The sequence below is a fragment of the Sulfuricella denitrificans skB26 genome (genome assembly GCF_000297055.2).
Lineage (GTDB): Bacteria > Pseudomonadota > Gammaproteobacteria > Burkholderiales > Sulfuricellaceae > Sulfuricella > Sulfuricella denitrificans.
The window spans coordinates 2,332,970-2,356,993 of the sequence record NC_022357.1; the positions used below are offsets into that span (position 1 = coordinate 2,332,970).

The window sequence follows — 24,024 nt, forward strand, 5'->3', positions numbered from 1 at the left end:
TATTATATTGTCTGGTTGGCGATCTACCTTATGCATGATCTGACAGGAAACAATGTATGACAACCGAGTCATTCCCAGCCAGCCAGCACTCCACCCCCAGATTGTTTGCCTGGCAGCCCTTGCTGGTGTTCGGGCTATTGGCCTGCACCATTGGCGGCACCGGCTTTTTTGTCTTCAGCCATTATCAGCAGCGGGTTCAGAAAGAAGCGCATGAGACCCTCGGCGCCATCGCCGACCTGCGGGTGCGCCAGGTGGAGAAATGGCGGGATGAGTTTCTGAACAATGCCGAGGAGATTGTCAGAGACCCGATGCTGGCGGAAGCTGTCGAGCACTGGCTGCAGCGCGGCGCGTCGCTTGACCCAGGCGCGCAACGCATCGTTCAGCGCCTGAAAGCGGTGCAGCAGGCTTATGACTTCCAGGCCGCATTCATCCTGGATGAACGGGGCGTTGTCCGGAACTTGCCCATTACCCCCCATGCCAGGCCGCCCACTCTCCATGGGGTGAAAGTGGTCATGGAGGCCATGCGCACCCGTCAGGCCATCCTGACTGACCTGCATGAGGGCGCGGAAGCGCCGCGCGCGCGGATGGATCTGGTGGTGCCCCTCCTCGCCGGCCAGAACGGAAGCACTCGGGCTATCGCCGCCATCTATTTCCGCATCGACCCGCAGCGTTACCTCTTCCCCCTGCTGCAGTCCTGGCCATCGTCGAGCACTAGCGCAGAGGCCATGCTGCTCCGGCGCGAAGGCGATGAGGTGGTGGTTATGAACAACCTGCGCCATCGCGACAATACGGCGTTGCAACTGAGGTTTCCAGTCGCCGCAAAGAAATTGCTGGCCGCAATGGTGGTACGAGGTGAAGGCGGGCTGGTAGAAGGGGTCGATTACCGGGGAATCCCTGTGATCGGTGCAGCGCGAGAAGTGCCGGATTCACCCTGGTTCCTGGTCGTCAAAATGGACAAGGAGGAACTCTATGCCCCGATCCACAGTACCGCCTGGATCTTGGCGGCACTGACTTTCGCCTTCATCGCCGGGGCGGGAGTGCTCGTAGGGTTGTTGTGGCGGCAGCAGCGCATGCAGTTTCTGGCCCGGCAATACGAGGACAAGCTCAGGCATCAGGCGCTGATCCAGCGCAGCGAACAGCAGACCCGCCTGCTCCTCGAATCGGCTGCCGAGGCCATCTACGGGGTAAACATGGAGGGATTGATTACCTTCGCCAATCCGGCCTGTCTGCATATGCTGGGCTACGAGCATGAAGAGGAACTGCTTGGCCGGCACGCCCACGATTTGTTCCATCACAGCCACGCAGACGGCTCCCGCTACCCGGCGGAGAAATGTCGTGCTTATGAAGCTTATTTGGCTGACCAGGGTGTCCACGTGGACAATGAGGTGTTCTGGCGCAAGGACGGCACCGCGTTTCCCGTGGAATACTGGTCTCATCCGATTCACCACGAAGGGCGAGTCGAAGGCTCTGTCATCACCTTCATGGACATTACCGAGCGCAAGCAGGCCGAGCAACAGTTGCGCCTCGCCGCCCAGGTATTTGAAGGCACCCAGGAAGCCATTTTTATCACCGACGCACAAAACCATATCGTCTCGGTCAACCAGGCCTTTATCGAGATCACCGGTTATGACCGGACCGAGGCGATTGGCCAGAGCCCTGCCCTGCTGAAATCGGGGCGCCATTCCGCGGAGTTTTTCCACGGCATGATGAATTCCATTCGCCGAAGTGGCCACTGGCAGGGCGAAATCTGGAACAAGCGTAAAAATGGGGAAATCTACCCGGCCTGGATGGCGATCAGCACGGTTTGCAACGAGCAGGGCGACATCACTCATTATGTTGCCATTTATACCGACATCAGCGAGCTCAAGCGTAGTGAAAACCAGCTTGAGCGCCAGGCCAACTACGATGAACTGACCGGGCTTGCCAACCGCAACCTGTTCCAGGACCGCCTCAACCAGGCCCTGATTTTCTCGCGCCGCCACGACTACGGCCTAGCCATATTGTTTATCGACCTGGACAATTTCAAGAATATCAACGACAGCCTTGGCCACGATACCGGCGACGCGCTGCTGGCCCAAGTGGCCACCCGTCTTACCGGCAGCGTGCGAGAAGGCGACACCGTGGCGCGTCATGGGGGAGATGAATTTGTCTTGCTCCTGTCGGAAATCAGGGTGGCAGACGATGTTTCTGCGGTTACTCAGAAACTTCTTAAGGCGATGTCGGCGCCCTTCAATTTAAATGACCGCGAGCTGCATGTCACGTGCAGCATCGGCATCGCATCCTATCCGAAGGATGGTGAGGACAAGCAGACGCTGCTAAAAAATGCCGATGCCGCCATGTATCGAGCCAAGGAGCTGGGACGCAACAATGCCCAGTATTACGCCGAGGAGATGAATATCAAGGCAATGGAACGGCTGACACTGGAAAACTGCCTATACCAGGCGCTTGAACGCAACGAATTCCTGCTTCATTACCAACCGCAAGTAGACCTGCGCACCGGCGAGATCACCGGCATGGAAGCGCTGGTACGCTGGCAGCACCCGGAACTGGGCCTGGTTTCTCCATCCATGTTCATCCCGGTAGTGGAGGATTCAGGCATGATCATCTCGCTCGGAGAATGGGTGCTGCGCACCGCCTGCCTCCAGAACAAGGCCTGGCAACTTGCCGGACTGAAACACATCAGCGTTGCAGTGAATCTATCGGCGCGCCAGTTCAGGCAGCCGAACCTGGTCGAAATGGTGACCGGCATCCTCAGAGAGTCCGGGCTTGATCCCTCCCACCTCGATCTGGAGGTAACCGAAAGCCTGGTCATGCAAAACGTCGAGGCGACCATCGCCACGCTGGGCCGTCTCAAGGCGATGGGAATCAAGTTGTCGATCGACGATTTTGGCACCGGCTATTCCAGCCTGAATTATCTGAAACGTTTCCCTATCCATACCCTGAAAATCGACAAGACTTTCATCAACGACATCACCACTGACCCGAATGATGCAGCAATCGCCAAGACCATCATCTCGATGGCGCACGAACTGGGTCTGATGGTCATTGCCGAAGGCGTCGAAACCGAAGAGCAGAGATCCTTCCTGCACCTGCGCAACTGCGACGAAATGCAGGGCTATTTATTCAGCCGGCCGGTTTCTGCGGAGGAGTTCGAAATCCTCCTCAGGGAGCGCAGCCCGCAGGTCGGAGGCGCGACGGAGGCATTGGGCCAGCGTACCCTGCTGCTGCTCGACGACGAGGAAAACATCCTGACCTCGCTCACCCGCCTGCTGCACCGAGATGGTTACAGGATCCTCAAGGCAACCAATGCGGCCACGGCTCTGGACCTGCTGGCAAAAAATCTGGTTGGCGTGATTATTTCCGACCAGCGCATGCCGGAGATGACCGGGGTTGAATTTCTGCGCCGGGTTAAGCGACTCTACCCCGAGACGGTGCGCATAGTGCTGTCCGGCTATACCGACCTGAAAAGCGTGACCGACGCCATCAACGAAGGCTCGATCTATAAATTTTTCACCAAACCGTGGGATGACGACCTGCTACGCGCCAACGTCCAGAAAGCCTTCCAGCACTATGAACTGGCTCAGGGCAGCCAGCGCCTGACTGAAGAAATGACTGAAATCAACGAGAAACTGAATCTTGCCAAGCATCAACTGGAAATGCGTGTCGAACAGAAAACCAGCGAGTTGCAGAACAACGCTGGTATCCTCCAGATTTCGCAGGAAATTTTCGAACACCTATCGGTCGGCATTATCGGCGTAGATGGAGATGGGCTGATTGCCGTTGCCAACAGCAAGGCAAACGAAATCTTTGACGCCGACAGACAGCCGCTTGTCGGATCATTCGCCACTGACAGGCTGCCCAGTATCATGATCAAATGCCTTGAAAAGAGCGAGGGACGCCATGGCTACCAATTTGAAAATGGCTGCAATGTGATATTCTGGAGCCATTCAATGGGCGCATCCTCTGGATCGGAAGGGCAGGTGCTGGTGATAGTACCGAACGAGCAAGGCTGAGACCGACCTCATGAAAACCTCAAAACGATTTGCGCTGGATCAGCTCACGGCCGGCATGGTGCTGGCGCAGGATATCTGCGATGCCAGCGGCGGCCACCTGCTGACCGAGGGCGTGGCACTGAACGATACCACCATTGCCTCACTGCGGCGACGCGGCATCGAGCATGTGATGGTAGTTGCCGAGGAAATCCTGACACCGGAACAATGCGCCACCCGCAAGGCGGAAATCGGCGCCCGCATCGAGCACCTGTTTCGCCAGGCAGATGATGACCCGATGTTGCTCAAATTGCGCGTCACTTTGCAAACCTATCGCCTTGCCGGGCTGGAGTAAGGCAACCATGCTGACACTTGATCAAGTCACCAGGACGATCCAGCAAGTTCCTTCGTTGTCAGTTGTAGTCATGGAAACTCTGGCCAGTTTCGACATGCCGCATTTCGAGACCGCCGACCTGGCAAAGAAACTCAACCAGGATCAGGGACTGACCGCGCGCGTGCTGCGGGTAGCCAACTCGCCCTTCTACGGTATGAGCAGCAAGGTGGGCTCTGTCCAGGAAGCCGTGGTGGTGCTGGGTTTTCACAACGTTCGTTCGCTGGTGGCGGCAGCGGGCATCATCAGCCAGTTCCCGGAAACCGGTCTCCCGGGTTTCGACCGCACCGGCTTCTGGCAGCACGGCATCGGCACCGCGGCCTGCGCCCAGGTGCTGGCCAAAAGTCTGGGCCAGAACCAGGCACTGGCCTTCACCGCCGGGCTGCTGCATGATATCGGCAAACTGGCACTTGACGCCTATTTTCACGATGATTTCCAGCTTGCCCTGGCGCACAGCGCGGACGAAGATATCACTTTGCTGAATGCGGAGAGCATCACGCTCGGCGTGGATCATACCCAGGTTGGCCACGAACTGGCCAGGCGCTGGAAATTCCCGGCGGTGATCCAGCTGGCGATCCGCGATCATCACCAGCCCGAGCGCGAATCCGGCACCCTGACTGATCTGGTGCATGTGGCCAACGTACTGTGTCATGCACTGGACATCGGCAACGCCGGCTATGACCTGATCCCGCATCTGTCGAGCAGTGCCTGGTCGCGCCTCGGCCTGGACTGGAAAACCATGCCGGCGCTGTGGACCGAAACCGAGCAGCAGTATGTCGGCCTCAGTCTGTTGATCAGCGACTAACGAGGATATCTATGCTTTCCGATAAAGTCACCAAGCTTTCCTGGGTCTACCAGCTCTATCGCCTGGGCCAGACCTCCAGTCTGCGCGACAAGCCGCAGCAGGTGCTGCATGCCATCCTGGAACACATCGTCGAGGGCTTCGGCGCCAACAGCGGCACCCTCGGCCTGATCGAGGAAGACACCCAGCTGCTTACCATCGTTGCGGGGATCGATATCCCGGATCATGTCATCGGCATCAAGATCGAGCTGGGCAGCGGCATTCTCGGTCTGGTGGCGAAAACCGGCCAGGCGCTGCTGCTCAACGGGGATATGTCCAGCGATGCGCGCTTCAAAACTACCGTGGTGCGCGACAAATCCTCAAGACCGAGCTCGGCGATGTGCTGGCCGCTGAAGATCGAAGATCGGGTGATCGGCGCACTCAGCATCAACCGCAAGGATGCCGCCGAGCCCTACACCGAAATTGATCTGGAAAACGGCGCTGTGGTGGTGAACCTGATTACGGTCGTGGTCGAGAACACCCGTCTGCACCGCGACCAGGAAAAACGCATCGCCATGCTGTCCAAGATGAACGACGAGATCCGCAGTGTCAACGAGCGCCTGGAAGATGCCCAGAACCAGCTGCTACAATCGGAAAAAATGGCCTCGATCGGCCAGCTCGCGGCGGGCGTGGCGCATGAGATCAACAACCCGGTGGGTTACATCAACTCCAACCTGGGCACGCTGCAGAAATATCTCAAGGATCTGTTCACCATGCTCGATACCTACGAGCAGACCGAGCCCCTGCTCGTCGCCAATCCCGACGTTCTGACCAACATCCGCGCTCTGCGCGACAAGCTCGACATTTCCTTCCTCAAGGAAGACGTGTCAGCGCTGATGAGCGAATCCCAGGAAGGCATCACCCGCGTAAAAAAGATCGTGCAGGACCTCAAGGATTTTTCTCATGTCGATGAGGCCGAGTGGCAGTGGGCGAATCTCCATAACGGACTGGACAGCACGCTCAACATCGTCTGGAACGAAATCAAGTACAAGGCGGAAGTGGTCAAGGAATACGGCAGCCTGCCCGACATCGAGTGCCTGTCCTCGCAGATCAATCAGGTGTTCATGAACATGCTGGTGAATGCCGCCCACGCCATCGAGGAGCACGGCACCATCACACTGCGCAGCGGCGTCCAGGGCGAGGAAGTCTGGGTGGAGTTCAGCGATACCGGCAAGGGCATCTCTCAGGAAAATCTGAATCGCATTTTCGACCCGTTTTTCACCACCAAGCCGGTGGGTAAAGGCACCGGACTCGGCCTGTCGCTATCCTATAGCATCATCCAGAAACACCATGGCAGAATAGAAGTCAGCAGCGAAGTGGGCAAAGGCACTAACTTCCGCGTCTGGCTGCCGATCAAGCAACCTGAAAAGAAAGCGTAATGTTGTGAGCGAGACCATCATCGAACCCGCCAGTCTGACGCAATCAGCCGCCATCGAGCCGCCGACAGTGCTGTTCGTCGATGACGAGGCCAACATCCTCAATTCACTGAAACGCCTTTTCCGGCCTATGGGTTATCGCATCTTTACCGCCGATGGCGGCGCAGCAGGCTTGCAGATTCTCGAGCAGAACACCATCGACCTGGTGATTTCCGACATGCGCATGCCAAACATGAACGGCGCGCAATTCCTCGAACAAGTCAGGCAAAAATGGCCGGAGGCAATTCGCATTCTACTCACTGGCTATGCCGACGTGAGTTCGACCATCGACGCCATCAACAAGGGCGAAATCTATCGCTACATCGCCAAGCCCTGGGACGACAACGATATCGTGCTGGTGGTGAAGCAGGCCCTGGAACTGAAAAACCTGGAGCTCGAAAAACAGCGCCTGGAAGCGCTGACGGTGAAGCAGAACGAGGAACTGAAGGACCTCAACGCCAATCTCGAGGCCAAGGTCATGGCACGCACCGAGGAGGTGCGCCAGACCATGGGCTTCCTCGAAGTGGCGCACAAGAAGCTGAAGGAAGGCTATCTTACTTCGTTGAAGGTGTTTTCGAACCTGATGGAGCTACGTGAAGGCGCGATGGGCGGCCATTCGCGCCGGGTGGCGGACCATGCGCGCCGACTGGCGCAGCGCCTGGGTTTGTCCGACAGCGAAGTGCAGGACGTGATGTTCGCCGGCCTGCTGCACGATGTCGGCAAGATCGGCCTGCCCGACCATCTGCTGCACAAGCCGTTTTCTGCTCTGACTAACGAGGAGCGCGCCGAGGTGGTCAAGCACCCGGTCACCGGCCAGGCTGCATTGATGGCGCTGGAAAACATGAAGGAAGCCGCCAAGCTGATCCGCAGCCACCACGAACGCTTCGACGGCCTGGGTTTTCCCGATGGGCTCTCCGGCATGTCGATTCCGAAAGGAGCGCGCATTCTTGCCGTGGCCAACGATTACGATGCGCTGCAAATTGGATCACTTTTGAGCAAGCAGCTGACGGAAACCGAGGCACGTGACTTCCTGAGGGAAGGACGGGGAAAGCGTTACGACCCCAAGGTAACGGATGTCTTTCTGGAACTGCTCGGCGGCGTCGATCCTTCGGCCTACGGGGGCCCCGAGATGAAAATAGCCACCGCTGCCTTGTGCGGGGGAATGGTGTTGGCGCGCGACCTGCTTTCTCCCGAAGGCTTGCTGCTGCTGTCGAAAGGGCATCTGCTGGACGATGCCATGATTGGGCAAATACTCGAATTTGAACATACCGAAGGCAAGCCGCTGACAGTTTATATACGACCCGGGAAGGAGTGATATGTATCACATTATGTTGGTGGATGACGAACAGAACATTCTCAATGCATTGCGTCGGCAGTTTGCTTCGCCTTCGTTTCAGGATACGGAGCATTCAAAATTTCAGGTGGAAATCTTTACTTCCCCGCAGCAAGCCTTGCAGCGCGCCGAAGAAGGGGTGGCCTTCGATCTGGTGATTTCGGATTACCGCATGCCGGAGATGGATGGCGTGGCATTCCTCAAGGCGTTCAAGAGAATTCAACCCAACGCCGAGCGGCTGATTCTTTCAGGATATGCCGATCTGGAAGCGCTGGTCGGAGCGATCAATGAGGCGCAGATCTTCCGTTTTATCACCAAGCCCTGGCACGACTATGAGCTGAAATCGGCTGTGGCGCAGGCCCTGGCGCATCGCGACCTGTTACGCGACAACCAGCAGCTTGCCGACCAGGTGCGGCTGCAACGTGGCGTAATCTCCAAACAGGAAATGGCGTTACGCCGACTGGAAGAAGAGTCCCCGGGGATCACCAAGGTGCACTGGGGGGAAGACGGTTCGGTGATTTTCGACGAGACCGACCTTTCAGACGATGCCGCGCAGGAAGCCGACAAGTGGCTGAATTCGACGAAGTAAATCGCAAGATCACGATCAAGCTGGTGTACTACGGTCCGGCGCAAAGCGGCAAGACCACCAACCTGATGCGGCTGCATGATCTGCTTGCTCCCGACCTGAAAGGGGAGATCATGACCCTGGAAACGCAGAACGACCGCACCCTGTTCTTCGATCTGTTACCGCTCGGCTTCAGGACGCCATCCGGCTGGCTGGTGAAGCTCAAGCTGTTCACGGTGCCGGGCCAGGTAGCCCACGATGCAACCCGCAAAGCCGTGCTGTCACGTGCCGACGGCGTGGTGTTCGTGGCCGATTCGCAGCGATCGCAATCGGTCAACAATGCGGAGTCATTCCAGAATCTTGAGGAGAACGTGCAACGCGTGGGCATGGATTTCTCCCATATGCCACTGGTGGTGCAGTTCAACAAGCGCGATTTGCCCGAAGCGCAGATATTTTCCGAAGACGAGATCATGCAACGCTGGTCTCAGACACCCTGGCCGCTAGTGTTTTCATCTGCCCTGGTGGGCGAAGGCGTCAGGGAGACGCTGTTCAAACTGCTCGAGCAGGTCTACCCGGCGCTGGATCGGCTGTTCGGGCTGCAGCAAAAGCACGGTGTTGGCCAGCAGGCTTTTATCAGCGCTGTGCTGGGGGACTGAATTGGAAATTACACCGCTCCCCTTTGACCGTGAGCTGAATCTTCAGGAATTGCTAACCGGAGTTTCGCTGGAGCGGCTGGGCGGCATACTCAAGGCGCTTCTGGGCGGCGATTTTCGTCTGGTCGGAGCCGACGGCAGGTGCTTGCTGGGCAGCGAGGAACCCTACGCGCAACCCCGCCGTGCCGAGATACACCATGACCTTGATTTACTTGGCCAGCTTGAATCGGCGAGTGCGGACGAAACCCGCCTTTCCGCCACAGCGGCCATGATAGAACTGATGCTGCGCCTGTCGGCGCGCTACCACATGGCGGCTGAACTCCATATCGAGACTGTCCATGAAGACTTTGCGGCGCTGCAACAAAAGCATGCGGCCCTGACGGAATCGGAAGCGCGCTACAAAGCCCTGTCTGGGGAACTCGAGGCGCGCGTCAGGGAGCAGATAAAAATCATTGAATCGGCACAGCGCCAACTCTACCAGGCAGAAAAATTAGCCTCCATCGGCCAGCTTGCGGCGGGTGTGGCGCACGAAATCAACAACCCGATCGGCTTCATCCGCAGCAATCTCAGCACCGCACAGCAGTATGTATCAAAGCTGGGGGCTCTTGAATCAGTCATGCAAACGGGGAACATGTCGCAGTTCCAGTCCGCATGGAAAGAGGCGGGTATGGCTTTCCTGCTGGAAGACTTCACTGCCTTGCTGGGCGAGAGTGTGGATGGGGCGGACCGTGTGACGAAGATCGTGTCCGACCTTAAGGGTTTTTCCAATGTCGATCAGGCAGAGGCGGAGATCGTCGACCTGAACGACAATCTCCGCTTCGCCTGCAATATGCTTGCAGGGCAAACCAGGGATAGGGTGGAACTGGTTATGGAACTAGGGATTTTACCCAAAATCATGTGTTTGCCTGGACACTTGAACCAGGTCTTTCTCAACCTGCTGCTCAACGCGGCCCAGGCGATTGCCGACCAGGGTCGCATCGAGGTTCGCAGCGAAGTGGCCGGAAGTGAAATCCATATCCGCATCAGCGATAACGGATGCGGCATCCCGGAGAAGAACCTGGATCGCCTCTTCGACCCGTTCTTCACTACCCGTCAAGTGGGTAGCGGCACCGGCCTGGGCCTGACGGTATGCCGCGATATCGTGCAGGCCCATGGCGGACGGATCGAGGTGAAAAGCAAGGAAGGGATGGGCACGACGTTTACGGTGATTTTGCCGGCGGGTTGAACCCGGTAGCGTCCTCCGCGAGTCATTGATTTTAGTAGGGTGAAAATGGCAAATTACACATCATTATTTACCGGCATGCCGGACGAAGTGCAACCGAGCCAGGCTGAACCGGCCAAGGCGGCCGTTTACCGCATCCTGCTGGTAGACGACGAGCCGAATGTGCTCAAAGCGCTGCAGCGCGTATTCCGCCAGGAAAACTATGAGATCGTGCTCGCCGGCAATGGTCCGGATGCAATCGACCTGCTGCGCAAAGACGTATTCCACCTGATGATTTCCGACTACATGATGCCGGGGATGACTGGCGCCCAAGTACTGAAGCAGGCCAAGGCGATCCAGCCCGACATGATTCGCATCATGCTCACCGGCCATGCCGACACCGGTGCGGTGATGGGTGCGATCAACGAGGGCGCAGTCTACAAGTTCATCCTCAAGCCGTGGAACGATGACGACTTGCGCGTGACCATGGCAATTGCTCTGGAGCAGTTTGACCTGATCCAGAAAAACCGTGCGCTGCAGAAAGAGAATTCAAAGAAATCCATCGAAATCAGTGCGCTGGCCAAGATGGCTGTAACCAATCGCAGCCAGCTCGCAATCATGCTCAACAAGCGCGGCCTGCTCAACAGCCAGCAGGTGCAGGAACTGCATCGTCTGCAGCAGACGCACAAGGAACCGATCATCAAACTGCTGCTGGAGCGCGACTGGATTCCGGAAAAAACCCTGCGCGACATCCTGCGCCAGGATTTCCTGGTTGAGGAGGTTGCTCTCGGTGAGTTCCAGATCGACCCGGCAATTGCCGCGCTGATTCCACAGAGCTTCTGTGAGCGGCAATGGGTGGTGCCGCTCAAGCAGGAAGGCCGGCGCCTGATGCTGGCTGTGGCCGATCCGATGGATTCCGGTCTGGTGGACGATCTGCGTTTTGTTTCTGGCCTGGAAATCCAGGCAGTGATGGCAGACGTGGCGTCAATAAAGGCCAAGATCGCCGAAGTCTACGGCAGGGAAGAACAGCCCTCGTTCGAGGATCTGGAAACCCTGGTATCCAGCGTTGACCCCTACGAGGGTATCGAGGTGGTGATCGATGAGGAAGAGGACCAACGCTCCCTCGAAGAACTGCTGCGCGGCACCGAGGAGCCTCCCGCCATCCGTCTGGTCAATGCCATCATTCTCGAGGCTATCCGCCTCGGCGCATCCGACATCCACATCCATCCGCGCACCAAAAGCGTGGTAGTGCGCCTCAGGATCGATGGCGTGCTCGCCGACAAGATCCACATCCCGCACCAGATATATGCCTCACTGGTGTCGCGTCTGAAGGTGATGTCAGAACTCGACATCAGCGAACGCCGCCGCCCGCAAGATGGGCGCATCACGGTGAAAACGCCGCTACGGATCGTCGATCTGCGTATTTCCACCCTGCCCACCATCAATGGCGAAAAAGTGGTGATGCGCATCCTCGACCGCAATTCTGCGGTGAAGAGCATCGAGGGGCTCGGTTTTTCGCCGGCCGACCTAAAAAAGGTGCTCAACATGGTGGACAAGCCGCAGGGCATCATCCTGACCACCGGCCCCACCGGCAGCGGCAAGACCACCACCCTGTATGGTCTGCTGCAGCACAATGCCGACCCCGGCAAGAACTATGTCACTATCGAGGATCCGGTAGAGTATTACCTCGACATGGCCGGGCAGGTGCTGATCAAGGAAAAGATCGGCCTGACTTTTCCCGTCGTGCTGCGCTCGATACTGCGTCAGGACCCGGACGTGGTGCTGCTCGGTGAGATTCGCGACCTGGAGACTGCCGAGGTGGCCTTTCATGCAGCGCTGACCGGGCATCTGGTCTATTCCACCCTGCACACCAACTCGGCTGTAGCGACCATCGCCCGCCTGTTCGATCTCGGCCTCAAACCCTACGTGGTGGCTACAGCGCTCGAAGGCATCATCGCCCAGCGCCTGGTGCGGCGCATCTGCGACGATTGCAGCGAACCAGTAACGCCTGCTCCGGAATTGCTGGCGCGGCTCGGACCACTGTTCGAGCCCGGCAAGGTCAAGGTTTCCCGTGGCCGGGGCTGTACCAAATGTCACAACACCGGCTATCGCGGGCGACTCGGAATTTACGAAGTACTGGTGCCAGATGAAAACATGTCCCACCTAATCGCCAGCGGTGCCAGCATCCTGGAAATGACGAAAATGGCGCGCCAGATCGGTACCACGCCGATGATCGAGGATGCGCGGGAGAAGGTCAATGCCGGGTTGACCACGCTGGAAGAGGTGCTGCGCGTGCTGGGACCGCAACGATAGCGCAGCCATGGAACGGATCATGAACAGGTGTCAGAATACCAACAACCATGTCACCGCATGGATACAAAACCGCAGGCTAGGCCTGCAACAGAGAATAGCCACCGGCTTCATCTCAATGCCCCGGTTTGTCCTACAATAAAACTTAGGATTACTGGAAAGGTTGAGCATGGAACCGTTTATCGATATTGCCAGCAACGTGAGCGATGAGTTGTCGCAAATTCTGGAAGCCGCAGTCAACGACCCGGACGCCGACGAAGCGCCGACACTCGGTTGGGTTCGGAGGATTGTCTCCAGAACGACGAATGGTGAACAATACCAGGCCGATCATCTGCATTTCGACCAGAACCGTTCACTCCTCGAGGAAATTGATGACCTGATCGAGCAATTCGGGGACGATGCCCCTGCTATCGATTTCGTTACCGTCAAGGCCAGCGAAAGCCTGACTCGCGTCATCTCGGCACTGATGGACACCGGCGCCAGCACCCCACCCACTCTGGGCATGGTGCTGGAGGCCATACGGCATGGACTGCTCGCTCGACTGGTCGGGGATGGCATCATCGACCCGGACGAAGATGAAACCCTGCAGGAAGAAATCGAAACTCTGATCAGCCATTACGGCCAGAACGCTGCCGCGGAAAATTTTCTGAGCTACGAATAATCATCCGGCTAAGAGCGTCAATGGGTCATACCAAGAACGTGACCATTCACAAGAAAGCGAAAAATCCGTCTACAAAGTACATCAAGCCGACCAGACCAGCCACAACTCCGCCATACCAAACCACTTTCTTTTTCAACAAGGCGGCAATTGATGAAAGCAAGATGGCAATTTGCAGGTAGATGACCGCTACACCAAATGCCCTGGAATGTATTTGAGCTTCGTCTCGAATGCTTTCTAGTTGTTTCGCTCTTCCCTGAATTTCAGATTCTTCTATTTCGTATTTATCTATTTTCTTTTTGTAGTCGGCGATTTTTTCTCTGTAGGCAGTTACCACTCTCTCAGAAGAGGAAGCGGGCAGTGCAAGCTGCTCAATGGCCAACTTATCTGTCTGCATTTGATAGAGGTAGGATTTGATTTTCTTTGCTTGATAGTACGCCCACTGATCGGAGGCTTGCGATTGGCTCATCACAGAACGGGTTGAAAAACCGCCACCCTTGAATGTGGAGAGCGTAGCGCACACCGCAAATATCACGGTTGTCAGCGCCAGGTGGTTTAGCCACGATTCTTTCTTTTCCTCCGCCATAGACCCCCAACTTTATATCCCGATACGATTCAATCAGCTCAAAACAAAGCGACTCGATATCCAGCCCAGCATTAATTTCCTGCAGGCTAATTCATAGATCTTTTTCCATTAACTCCAGTCGTCCCCACCACCAACACCGCCACTATCGGCAAGGCTTGAGTTGTCGTCCCAGGAAGAGTTATCGGCAATACCAAAGTCTGCACCGCCCATGTTATTGGAAGACGAGTCCCAAGAGTCCGCAATAGGTGAAACGGCATTAGTTCCACTACGATTCCCGTCCATGAAGTGATGCGCAAGCGCTTCGCCCGCAACCACCCCCGCGCCGACGGCAACTCCTGTTGCAAGACCGGAAACGATACTTGAGCCTATGCCCCCACCAGCAGCTGCCGTAGGTGCGACGCCGCCGCCTGCATAAGCCTGACCAGCGGCAGGGGATTGCCCTGCTCCTCCCGACGGTCCTATTTGATAGCTACCAGCGGATGTCACCGCATTGCGGGACGTTATTGCCCGCATCACCATGGTGATCACCGCAATAGAACCGATGCCCAGCAGCAACAACCCCCACGGAAAATCGCTGGCTGTTTTTGCGAGAACGCTGTTCATCGTGGACTGACTCTGATGAGCAGCGGCAATCCTTGATTTGAGTTCCTTTACTGACTGCGGTTTGGCAAATGAAAGCCCGGGGTCTAGCCGTTCGGCGGTGTTCAGCTCCATTTCAGCACTTGCCAATCGCCCCTGCTTTGCCAAAATCTCAGCTTCTACAAAATGTGCCTTACCACTATTGGGGTGCTCATTCAGAACCTTTTCCATCATGCCCTGGGCCTCGTCCAGCTTACCTGCCTGGGATGCCTGATAAACCTGGTGAAGTGTTGGACCGCCATCGGCAAATGCGATTCCATTCAAGATAGTCATTGCGATTAACAATAAAAAACGATTAATTATTTTTCGTAACATTTGCTATCTCCTGAAATTCTGAAGAATCATAAATAGGGTATTAACGACTATATTTAATCAACCGGCTACTCGATATCCACAGCCAGTGCGGCGTCGACACGATGGCTTTTCTTTAGTCGCAATTCAGCAGGAATCGCGAACGTTTTTGCCAATGCCTCGAGAATGCCGACCAGCTTGTCGATCTGCGCCTTGGTGTGATTGGCGTTCATGATGAAACGCAAACGACTTTGTTTCAGCCCTACCGCCGGGAACTTGACCGCATCTACGTGGATGCCCTCATCTTTCAGCAATGCAGCTATCCGATCACACTTTCTTTCATCACCAATGAATACGGGAACAATCGGAGTCGCTTTGGAAACGATGTAATAACCCAATTTTTCAACCCGGCTGACAAAATAGCGCTGGTTCTCCCACAACCGCTGCCTGCGCTCGGGCTCATCCTGAGACATATCGATCGCCTCGGATACGGCAAAAGCCTGGTCTGGCGGCAAGGTCGAGGTAAATCCATAAGCGGAACTGGTTAACCTTAGAATTTCGGAAATATGGCTTTCCGTCGCGATGAATCCGCCGATTGCACCATACGCCTTGCTCAGTGTGCCCATCTGGATCAGCCTTGGGCTGTAGGCGTCGAAGTGCTCCGAAGTACCCCCGCCATGCTCACCCAGTACACCGGTACCATGCGCATCGTCGATATAGACCGTGGCATCGTAAAGCTCGGCCAGTTCAAGCAATCCCGGCAGCGGCGCAATGTCGCCATCCTGGCTGAACACGCCATCGCTGACGATGATCTTGTCCCGGTCAACGCAAGCTTTCAGCTTGCTCTCCAGATGATCCAGATCGAGGTGTCGATAGGACACCTTATCAGCCCCCGACATGCGGATGCCTTCGCGTATGCTGATGTGATTGTATTCGTCCGAGAAGTAAGTATAGCTGTAGCGGCGTACCGGTTTGAAACCATACAGCCGCGCCATCTGGGCGGTTTTTACCAGGGCAGACAACACCCCCAGGTTGGTCAGGTAGCCCGTTGCGAACAGCAGCGCGGACTCCTTGTGTTTCAAGCTGGCCAGCTTCGCTTCCAGATCCCGGTAGATATCCAGGTCGCCTCCCAGCAGGCGGGATTCGCAGTTGCCTACGCCAAATTGCTCGAGACCTTCCCGCGCCTTACCAATCAATCTCTGGCTGGTTGCGAGCCCTAAATAATTGTTGGTACTGAATGAAACATATTGCCGGCCTTCACTGATGAAAGTTGGGTCCGGCAATGTGCTTGCACTGGGGATCTCATGGTGAGCATGCTGCGATTGCAACCATGTGTCGATTTCACGAAATTCTTCCAAGTTTTTCTACCTTATAAAAGCTCAAATCAGTTACCGAATTTTTCGCATCCTACCCTTCATAACTGACGTGAATCTGACGAATTCCTGAGATAAACCCAAAAATCCGCTCAGGAATTGGACTCTTCCCCTGATCCTTCGCGGCAAAAAACCGGAAATAGCAGCGGCAGAAGAAGCAGGGTGAAAATGGTTGCTGAAACAATCCCGCCGACAATCACAGCGGCGAATGGGCGCTGCGTTTCCGACCCTATGCCATGCGACAGTGCCGCCGGCAGCAGTCCCAACCCAGCCATCAGCGCCGTCATCAGGATCGGCCGCAGGCGGCTGGTTGCACCCTCCATCACGGCCTCTGCCAGTTCCGTGCCATTGCGGACATTTTCCATGAACTGCTCGACCATGATCACGCCGTTCTGCACCGAAATGCCGGCCACGGCGATGAACCCGACCGCCGCAGACACCGACAGGTGCATGCCGGACAACGCCAGGCCCGCCAGCCCGCCGATCCAGGTAAACGGCACCATCAACAGCACCAGCGCCGCAAAGCGCATAGAGCGGAAGGCCCAGAACAGCAGGACAAAAATCCCCAATACCGAAAGCGGCACAATCACCGCCAGGCGCTTCATCGCCCGCTGCTGGTTCTCGAACTGGCCTCCCCAGGTCATGCTATACCCCTGTGGCAGCTTGAGCTGGGCATGGACCTTCTCCATCGCTTCGGCGACAAAACCGCCCTGATCTCGCCCAAGCAGGTTGGCCTTGACCGCCACGTAGCGCCCGCCGGCTTCCCGTGTGATCCGGGTGGGTCCTTGCTTGACCTCGATATCGGCAATCGATCCGAGGGGGATGTTGCCGGCATTGCCAGGCAACGCCACCGGTAGCTCGGCAACGTCGTCCACCGCATCGCGGAACGACTTCTGCAGTCGCAACGTGATATCGAAGCGCCGGTCGCGCTCATAGAAGGTGTTGACCACCGCTCCCGCCAGCGCGGTCTGGATGGTCGCGTTGACATCCGAAACATTGATGCCATAGCGCGACATGCGCTCGCGGTTGAGCGCGATATCCAGCTCGGTCTGGCCATGCACCTTGATCGCAGCCACATCGGCCGCACCGCGTATGGTATTCAGGATGGCAGCGACCTGCTCCGCCTTGTCTTCAAGGATATCCAGGTCAGGACCGAAAATCTTGATGGCGATCTCGCCCTTGACGCCGCTGATGGATTCCTCGACGTTATCTTCAATCACCTGCGAGAAATTGGTCGGTACGCCGGGAAGGGTATGAATCTTGCGCGTCATGTCAGCGATCAGCGCTTCCTTGTCCGCAAAGCGCCATTCTCCCTTGGCCTTCAAATCGGCGAAGATTTCCAGGTTGTTTGGCCCTTTCGGGTCGGTGCCATCATCTGGCCGGCCGACATGGCTGATCACCTTGGTCACTTCGGGATAAGCGCGCAGAATTCCACGCACCTGGAGCTCGATTTCCTTGGTTTTGTCGATATGGGTCGCGGGCGGCAGGGTGATGGTCAGCCAGATATTGCCTTCATCCAGTTTGGGGAGGAATTCACTGCCCAGCTGTGGCGCAAGGGCTAATGCCAGAGCAAGAAGTCCTGCGGAAACGAGCACAATCTTGCCGCGCTTGGCCAGCGACCAGACCAGCAGTGCCTTGTATTTCTCCTGCAGCCGGTGCATCCACGGGCTGTGTTTTTCAGCCAGGTCATGATTTTTCAGGATGAAGGACAGCAGCGCCGGCACCAGCGTCAAGGTCAGCAAGATCGCGCCGAGAATGGCGAAACTCAAGGTGAGCGCCATGGGGGTGAAAATTCTTCCTTCCACCCGCTCGAAGGTAAAAATCGGCAGGAAGGCAAGAATGATGATGACCTTGGAAAACAGGATGGGATGGCCCATTTCCACGGCGGTGGCCTTGAGCGTGTGCATCCGCCAGGAGTAGCCGGCATGATGCGGAGACCCGTCCTGTTTGCCGAGGGCAAGTTTGACCATCAGCGCCTCTACCAGCACCACTGCACCGTCGACGATGATGCCGAAGTCCACCGTGCCGAGCGAAATCAGATTGGCTGCCACGCCCTTGAAATGCATCAGTGCAAAGGCCACCAGCAGCGACAGCGGAATGACCACCGCAACCACGACCGCCGCATAAACCGAGCGCAGGAACAGCACCAGGATCGCCACCACCAGCACCGCGCCGACAATCAGGTTCTCGCTCACGGTATGCACGGTATGGCTGACCAGCTCGGTGCGGTCATAAACCTGAACGATGCGCACACCCGGCGGGAGTTTCTGCGCAACTTCAGCAATCCTGTCCTTCAATGCCGCCACCACTTTGGTCGGGTTTTGCCCTTTGGTCATCTGCACGATGCCCAGCACCACGTCATCATGCTCGTTATAGGAAACCACCCCGGAACGGGTGCGCGGGCCGATCACAACTTCGCCAATATCGTCCACCAGAACCGGCTTGCCGTCCTTGACCGAGACCGTGACCCGGCCTATATCCTCAAGCCGTTCGATCAGTCCTAGCCCGCGGATCACCAGCGCCTCGTCGCCGCGCTTCATCAGCCCGCCGCCCGAATTGGCGCTATTGTTGATCAGCGCCTGCGCCACCTGGTCGATGCTGACGCCGTGCTTCTTCAGCAGATAGGGATTGACCTTGATCTGGTATTCCTTGACCGTACCGCCGAAACTCACCACATCCGCCACGCCCGGCACGTGGCGCAAAGAGGGGCGTATCACCCAATCCTGCAAGGCGCGAATCTCGTACAGCGGCATGGCGGCCGGAACATCCAGCACATAGCGGTAGACCTCTCCCACCGCGGTGGAAAGCGGTGCCAGGGAAGGCTGCACATTCGGCGGCAGGCTGATGTTCTGCAGTTTCTCCAGCACTTGCTGACGGGCAAAATAGTCGTCGGTGCCATCGGAGAAAGTCAGGGTCACAACGGAAAGGCCAGTGATCGATACCGAACGCAGCTGGGTCATGCGCGGCACCCCGCTCATTTCTCGCTCGATCGGAAGGCTGAGAATGCGCTCTACCTCTTCGGGTGCCGTCCCCGGCATTTGCGTCACGATCTGCACCTGCACGTCCTGCACATCGGGAAAAGCTTCCACCGGCACGTTGTTGACCGCATACCAGCCGACCGCAATCAGCGCCAATGCGCCGGCAATAATAAAGGCGCGTTGTTGCAGGACAAAAGTGATCAGGCGATCGATCATGCTAGTTGCCCGCCAGTTCGGCGTTTAACAACAGCGCCCCGGCTGTCACCACCCGCTCGCCGGCTGCCAGCCCTTCCTTCACGTAGCTGGCCTCCTGACCACGGAAAGCCAGCACGACACGACGCTTTTCCAATACGCCAGGCTCGGTTTCGACGAACAGGTAAGTATGCAGGCCTTCAGTCACCAGCGCCGGATTGGGCACGCGCGGCAGCGCAGCGCCCTCGGCAGACGGCGTGATGCGGGCGTACATTTCCGGCTTGAGCAGGCGCTTGACGTTGGGCAATTGGCAGCGCACCACCACGCGGCGGGTTGCAGGATCGACCACATCGCCGATGGCCAGAATTTTTGCCGGGAAACGCTCGCCGGGGTAGGCATCCACTTCAACCGAAACCGGCTGGCCGGCTCGCACCTTCCCCAGGTCCTTTTCCGGCAGATCGACAATGGCCCACAAGCGGGCCGGATCGGTAACGACAAACAGCGGAGCAGGCGCATCGGGGCGCACCTCGGAGCCGGGATTGGCCTGTCGCTCAGTAACGACTCCGGCCAGCGGGGCGCGCAGAGCAAAACCATCCCTGCCCGCCCCACCTGGATTGAGATTATGGAAGCGCGCCCGCGCCCTTTCAGTTTCAGCCGCCGATTGATGCTCGTCGTTCTCCGCCGCCTCTAAATCCTTGCGCGCCAGTACCTCATTTTCAAACAGCGTTCTGGCGCGTCCATAGGCAAGCTTCTTCAGCCGCATGTCGGCCTCGGCCTTGTGCAGGTCTGCCAGCGCCTGGCCGTAATCCGGCGAATCCATCCACAACAGAGGCTGGCCCGCCGCTACCTTGTCCCCTGCCTGTACACCGATTTTTACCACCCGTCCGGCGATGGGCGAACTGACCCGCGCAGTCACGTTATCGTCGTAAGCAATACGGCCATGCAGCGGCTCCAGGGAAGGCACAGGCGATGCTTCCGCCTTTTCGACACGCAGATAGGCGAGCTGAGGCGCACCTGCCGGATAACGTAAAATCCGGTTGCTGAATTGTGCAGGCGTCGCCACATCGGGTTTACGCTCAACAGGAGGAGAGGCAAACCGGTTGTAACCGAGAAATACGGCGATGATCGCGCCCGTAGCGACAACCCATAAAATCAGACTGCGTTTTTTCATTGCAAATTTTCCTGTGTAGCGGCGCGCAAGGAGGCAAGCGCCTTGGCATAGTCGGCACTCGCCGTCACGGCGTCAATCTGGGTGGCCTTGTAGGTGCGACGCGCATCCAGCAAGTCCATCAAGCCCAGGGCGCCTTGTTTGTAGGCGAATTCGGCGGCGCGTGCAGCGCGCTCGGCTTCGGCCAGCAAATCTTCCTCATAACGTTTGCTGCGCTGCGCCGCCGCTTCCAGATCGCTTCGGGCACGAGCCACATCTGCCCATGCCATGGCGCGTACCTGTTCGAGTTGATCCCGCGCCACCTGCAAATTGGCTTCGGCCCGCCGAATCTCGCCCTCGTAGCCGTAATTGACGAACAGCGGCACGCTCGCGCTAACCCCGACACTATTGTTCGCCCAGGTGGATCCCGAGGGGTTGTGCTCGAACGATAGTCCCACGGTGACATCCCGGGTCTTGAGGGAACTGGCCAAGTCGCGCGCCGCCTCTGCCGCCTGCACCCGATTCAATGCCGCTCGCACGTCCGGCCTGTGGTCGATATCCAGCGCAATGCCAGCGGCTGTATCGGTAACAGGCATCCAGCCATCCACTGCACGGATCGATCCGGCAACAGCTTCCTGGCCGATCAGGTAGGCCAGGCTCAGTTGAGCGCGGGCAAGGTCATTCACCGCCTGGCGTGCTTCGTTCTCAGCGCGCAGCGCCTCCACGCGGATGCGCGACAACTCCGAAAGCGGGATATCACCGGCACGGTGCCGAATCTGCGATGCTTCCACCGACTTCCGGTAAAGCGCAGCGCTTTCTTCAAGAATGCGGCTTTTCTCCTGGGCAAGAACCAAGTCGTAGTAAGCCTGATGCAAGGCCATGCGCTGGCTGCGCAGGGTATCGGACAAATCCTGTCGTGTCGCATCCAGCAACGACTGCGCGCCGCGCATGCGATGCTCCCGCTTGTCGCCCCGCTCGATCAACTGGCTAACGCCGATGGTCGTATCCATCATCTTGTCGCGCAGTCCGCCGGCACCGATTCCGGGATTGCGGCTGATCGCCCCAACCTGCGTGGAAAGTGAGGGATTAGGGCGCTGGGCCGCTCCGATCTTGTCCGCCTCGGCACCTTCTACGGCACCGCGGGCAAGTTTCAATTCGCGGTTGCGCTCCATCCATAGCACCTCCGCGCCGACAAGCGACAGCCTGGCCAGTACCGGCACAGGCTCCACTGCGAGCACGGCACCCGGCAGGAGCATGGCCACGATGAGCCAAATCGGTATAAAATTGCGGTAATTATCTTTCATTGCGACCTCGTTCCAAGCGCGCTATTGTCATCACAAAACCTGACTGGAAACTGACAACAGATGCGAATTCTCATCGTCGAGGACGACACTTTGCTGGCTGCCGGCATCACCGGTTACCTCAAGCAGGCCGGCTATGCCGTGGATCACGCCCAGAACGGCGAGCAGGCCGACTCCTGGCTGGCGCATGAGCACTATGACCTGGCCATACTCGATCTTGGCCTGCCCAAACTGGACGGCACCGAAGTGCTGCGCAAGCTGAGGCGGCGCGGCCAGTCCCTCCCGGTGCTGATTCTGACGGCGCGCGACGCATTGCAGGATCGGGTGGCAGGCCTTGATCTGGGCGCCGACGACTACCTCATCAAGCCTGTCGCCCTTGCTGAACTGGAAGCGAGGATACGGGCGCTGATCCGGCGCGGCCAATCTGGCGGCAACCCTCAGATTAGCCACGGCCCGTTACTGCTCGACAGCTCAGCCAAACGGGTTTGGTTGAACGACGTTCCCCTGGAGTTGCCGGCGAGGGAGTGGAGCGTGCTGGAATTCCTGCTTCCGCGCGCAGGGCGCATCGTCAGCAAAGAGCAGATTTTGCAATCACTATGTAGCTGGGATGAGGAAATCAGCACTAATGCTGTCGAAGCCTATATCTCGCGCCTGCGCGCCAAGTTGGAGCCGGCAGGGGTGCATATTCGCACCGTGCGCGGACTGGGTTACCTGCTGGAAAAACCGAACCATGAAATCCGGCCATAGCCTGCGCCAGTTGTTGCTGGGCTGGCTACTGCCGCCATTGGTGCTATTGCTGGTGGCAGGAGCGATAACCGCTTATCAGATCACTCTGAGCGCCGCCACGCAGGCTTATGATCGGGCGTTGCTGGACGGTGCACTCGCCCTCGCCAAGCAAATCAGAGTCGAGAACGGCCAGACCGTTCTCGACCTGCCCCTGATTGCCCAGCAGGTGTTGCTCACCGACAAATACGACCATATTTATTACCTGGTGCAAGGGTCGCACGGTGAATTCATTGCCGGCCACAGGGGGCTTCCCCTGCCCGAGGAAAAACCATTAGAAGAGAACCGGATCTACTATGATGGATTTTTTCACGGCGAGAAGGTACGCATCGCAGCCTTGTTCATTCCCTCCGAAACCGGCCAGGTTCACGTGCTGATGGGGGAAACCCTGGTCAAGCGCAACAAGCTGATCTGGGAAATCCTTCTGGGCATGTTGGCGCCGCAAGTCCTGCTGGTAGCCGCAACCATCGGGCTGGTGTGGTTTGGCGTCAAGCGCGGCCTCGCTCCCATCGAGCGCCTGCGCAATGAAATTGCCGCTCGTTCGCAACATGACCTGCGCCCGGTTCAGGGAGAACAGGCCCCGACCGAGGTGCAGCCGATGGTGGAAGCGCTGAACACCCTGCTGGAAAAACTGGGCACGGTAATGGGTGCCCAGCAACGCTTCATCTCCGACGCCGCCCACCAGTTACGCACCCCCCTGGCCGCTCTGCAAGCCCAGGTTGACCTTGCGCTGCACCAGAAAAACGATGGTGACCTGCGCCTGACGCTGCAACATCTGTTTGCTGCCACGGAACGCACCGTCCATCTAGCCAACCAGTTGCTGACGCTGGCGCGTGCGGAACCCGCCGGACACCTGCCGGGTGAAATGCAGCCGGTCGATTTGAGCCAGATCGCGCAGGAATGTGCAGAAGAATGGGTACCAAGGGCGCTGGTAAAGAACATTGACCTCGGCTTCGAACTGGAACCCGCGCGAATTATCGGCATTCCGCTGCTGATCCGTGAACTGCTCGCCAACCTGCTCGACAACGCCATCCGCTACACGCCGGTAGGAGGGAACATTACCGTGCGCACCATAGCGCAAGCCCATGCATCGGTGCTGGAAGTGGAGGACAACGGTCCCGGCATTCCGACAAGCGATACTGACGCGGTATTCGAACGCTTTTACCGGATCAAGGGCAGCCCTGGCGACGGCTGCGGCCTGGGGTTGGCCATCGTCAGAGAAATCGCCCGTACTCACAGCGCCTTGGCAGAGTCGAAAATCCCGCCAACCGGTCAGGGTACGCTGATGCGGGCGATTTTCCCCGTTCTACCCGACTCCCTGCCGGATACACCGACCTGACGGTTATGACGAATCGCCGCCAAACAGCGATTCGTCATA

General features: G+C 57.7%; 18 protein-coding genes. 12 read left to right on the forward strand and 6 right to left on the reverse strand.

Annotated elements, in window-relative coordinates:
• Window positions 1-56 precede the first annotated feature (56 nt).
• The 10 genes from SCD_RS15825 (at window position 57) to SCD_RS11375 (ending at window position 13,359) form a co-directional block, all read left to right on the forward strand.
• Window positions 57-4,013, forward strand: coding sequence for an EAL domain-containing protein (locus SCD_RS15825; protein ID WP_009205295.1), 3,957 nt, complete (start codon window positions 57-59; stop codon window positions 4,011-4,013).
• Between the two features lie 10 nt (window positions 4,014-4,023).
• Window positions 4,024-4,344, forward strand: a complete 321-nt coding sequence (locus SCD_RS11335) for a hypothetical protein (protein WP_009205296.1) — start codon at window positions 4,024-4,026, stop codon at window positions 4,342-4,344.
• A gap of 7 nt (window positions 4,345-4,351) precedes the next feature.
• A complete protein-coding gene (locus SCD_RS11340) occupies window positions 4,352-5,185 on the forward strand; it encodes an HDOD domain-containing protein (protein ID WP_023506971.1) in 834 nt (277 codons plus the stop codon).
• Between the two features lie 11 nt (window positions 5,186-5,196).
• Window positions 5,197-6,600: an ATP-binding protein gene (locus SCD_RS15830; RefSeq protein WP_009205298.1), complete on the forward strand. Its 1,404-nt coding sequence runs from the start codon at window positions 5,197-5,199 to the stop codon at window positions 6,598-6,600.
• A gap of 4 nt (window positions 6,601-6,604) precedes the next feature.
• Window positions 6,605-7,951 (forward strand): HD domain-containing phosphohydrolase, encoded by a 1,347-nt coding sequence (locus SCD_RS11350; RefSeq protein ID WP_009205299.1) that lies wholly within the window; start codon window positions 6,605-6,607, stop codon window positions 7,949-7,951.
• A gap of 1 nt (window position 7,952) precedes the next feature.
• Window positions 7,953-8,558 (forward strand): response regulator, encoded by a 606-nt coding sequence (locus SCD_RS11355; RefSeq protein WP_009205300.1) that lies wholly within the window; start codon window positions 7,953-7,955, stop codon window positions 8,556-8,558.
• On the forward strand, window positions 8,537-9,190 hold the full coding sequence (locus tag SCD_RS11360) for a GTP-binding protein (RefSeq protein WP_009205301.1): 654 nt from the start codon (window positions 8,537-8,539) through the stop codon (window positions 9,188-9,190). The genes SCD_RS11355 and SCD_RS11360 overlap by 22 nt, the downstream gene beginning before the upstream one ends.
• 1 nt (window position 9,191) lies before the next feature.
• Entirely contained in the window at window positions 9,192-10,412 is a 1,221-nt protein-coding gene (locus SCD_RS11365) for a sensor histidine kinase (RefSeq protein WP_009205302.1), read from the forward strand.
• Between the two features lie 45 nt (window positions 10,413-10,457).
• The gene (locus SCD_RS11370; RefSeq protein ID WP_009205303.1) at window positions 10,458-12,701 is read left to right on the forward strand and encodes an ATPase, T2SS/T4P/T4SS family; all 2,244 of its coding nucleotides are present in this window, start codon (window positions 10,458-10,460) and stop codon (window positions 12,699-12,701) included.
• A gap of 166 nt (window positions 12,702-12,867) precedes the next feature.
• Window positions 12,868-13,359, forward strand: a complete 492-nt coding sequence (locus SCD_RS11375; protein WP_009205304.1) for a hypothetical protein — start codon at window positions 12,868-12,870, stop codon at window positions 13,357-13,359.
• Between the two features lie 46 nt (window positions 13,360-13,405).
• Here the strand turns inward: SCD_RS11375 and SCD_RS11380 are convergent, their stop codons facing one another.
• The 6 genes from SCD_RS11380 to SCD_RS11405 all read right to left on the reverse strand — a co-directional run bounded on the left by SCD_RS11380 (window position 13,406) and on the right by SCD_RS11405 (window position 21,866).
• Window positions 13,406-13,942 (reverse strand): DUF4337 domain-containing protein, encoded by a 537-nt coding sequence (locus SCD_RS11380; protein WP_009205305.1) that lies wholly within the window; start codon window positions 13,940-13,942, stop codon window positions 13,406-13,408.
• Window positions 13,943-14,050: 108 nt separating this feature from the next.
• Window positions 14,051-14,896, reverse strand: a complete 846-nt coding sequence (locus SCD_RS11385; protein WP_041673479.1) for a tetratricopeptide repeat protein — start codon at window positions 14,894-14,896, stop codon at window positions 14,051-14,053.
• Between the two features lie 65 nt (window positions 14,897-14,961).
• The gene (locus SCD_RS11390) at window positions 14,962-16,230 is read right to left on the reverse strand and encodes an aminotransferase class I/II-fold pyridoxal phosphate-dependent enzyme (protein WP_009205307.1); all 1,269 of its coding nucleotides are present in this window, start codon (window positions 16,228-16,230) and stop codon (window positions 14,962-14,964) included.
• 107 nt (window positions 16,231-16,337) lie between these two features.
• Window positions 16,338-19,439, reverse strand: coding sequence for an efflux RND transporter permease subunit (locus SCD_RS11395; RefSeq protein WP_009205308.1), 3,102 nt, complete (start codon window positions 19,437-19,439; stop codon window positions 16,338-16,340).
• Window position 19,440: 1 nt separating this feature from the next.
• Window positions 19,441-20,586, reverse strand: coding sequence for an efflux RND transporter periplasmic adaptor subunit (locus SCD_RS11400; protein ID WP_009205309.1), 1,146 nt, complete (start codon window positions 20,584-20,586; stop codon window positions 19,441-19,443).
• Window positions 20,583-21,866 carry a TolC family protein gene (locus tag SCD_RS11405; RefSeq protein ID WP_009205310.1) on the reverse strand — a complete coding sequence of 428 codons (1,284 nt, stop codon included), beginning with the start codon at window positions 21,864-21,866 and terminating at the stop codon, window positions 20,583-20,585. Before SCD_RS11405 ends, SCD_RS11400 begins: the two co-directional genes overlap by 4 nt.
• A gap of 60 nt (window positions 21,867-21,926) precedes the next feature.
• On the opposite strand from SCD_RS11405, the gene SCD_RS11410 reads away from it, so the two are divergent.
• Together SCD_RS11410 and SCD_RS11415 are read left to right on the forward strand one after the other, a co-directional pair.
• Entirely contained in the window at window positions 21,927-22,610 is a 684-nt protein-coding gene (locus SCD_RS11410) for a response regulator (RefSeq protein ID WP_009205311.1), read from the forward strand.
• On the forward strand, window positions 22,594-23,985 hold the full coding sequence (locus tag SCD_RS11415) for a sensor histidine kinase (protein WP_009205312.1): 1,392 nt from the start codon (window positions 22,594-22,596) through the stop codon (window positions 23,983-23,985). The genes SCD_RS11410 and SCD_RS11415 overlap by 17 nt, the downstream gene beginning before the upstream one ends.
• Window positions 23,986-24,024 lie beyond the last annotated feature (39 nt).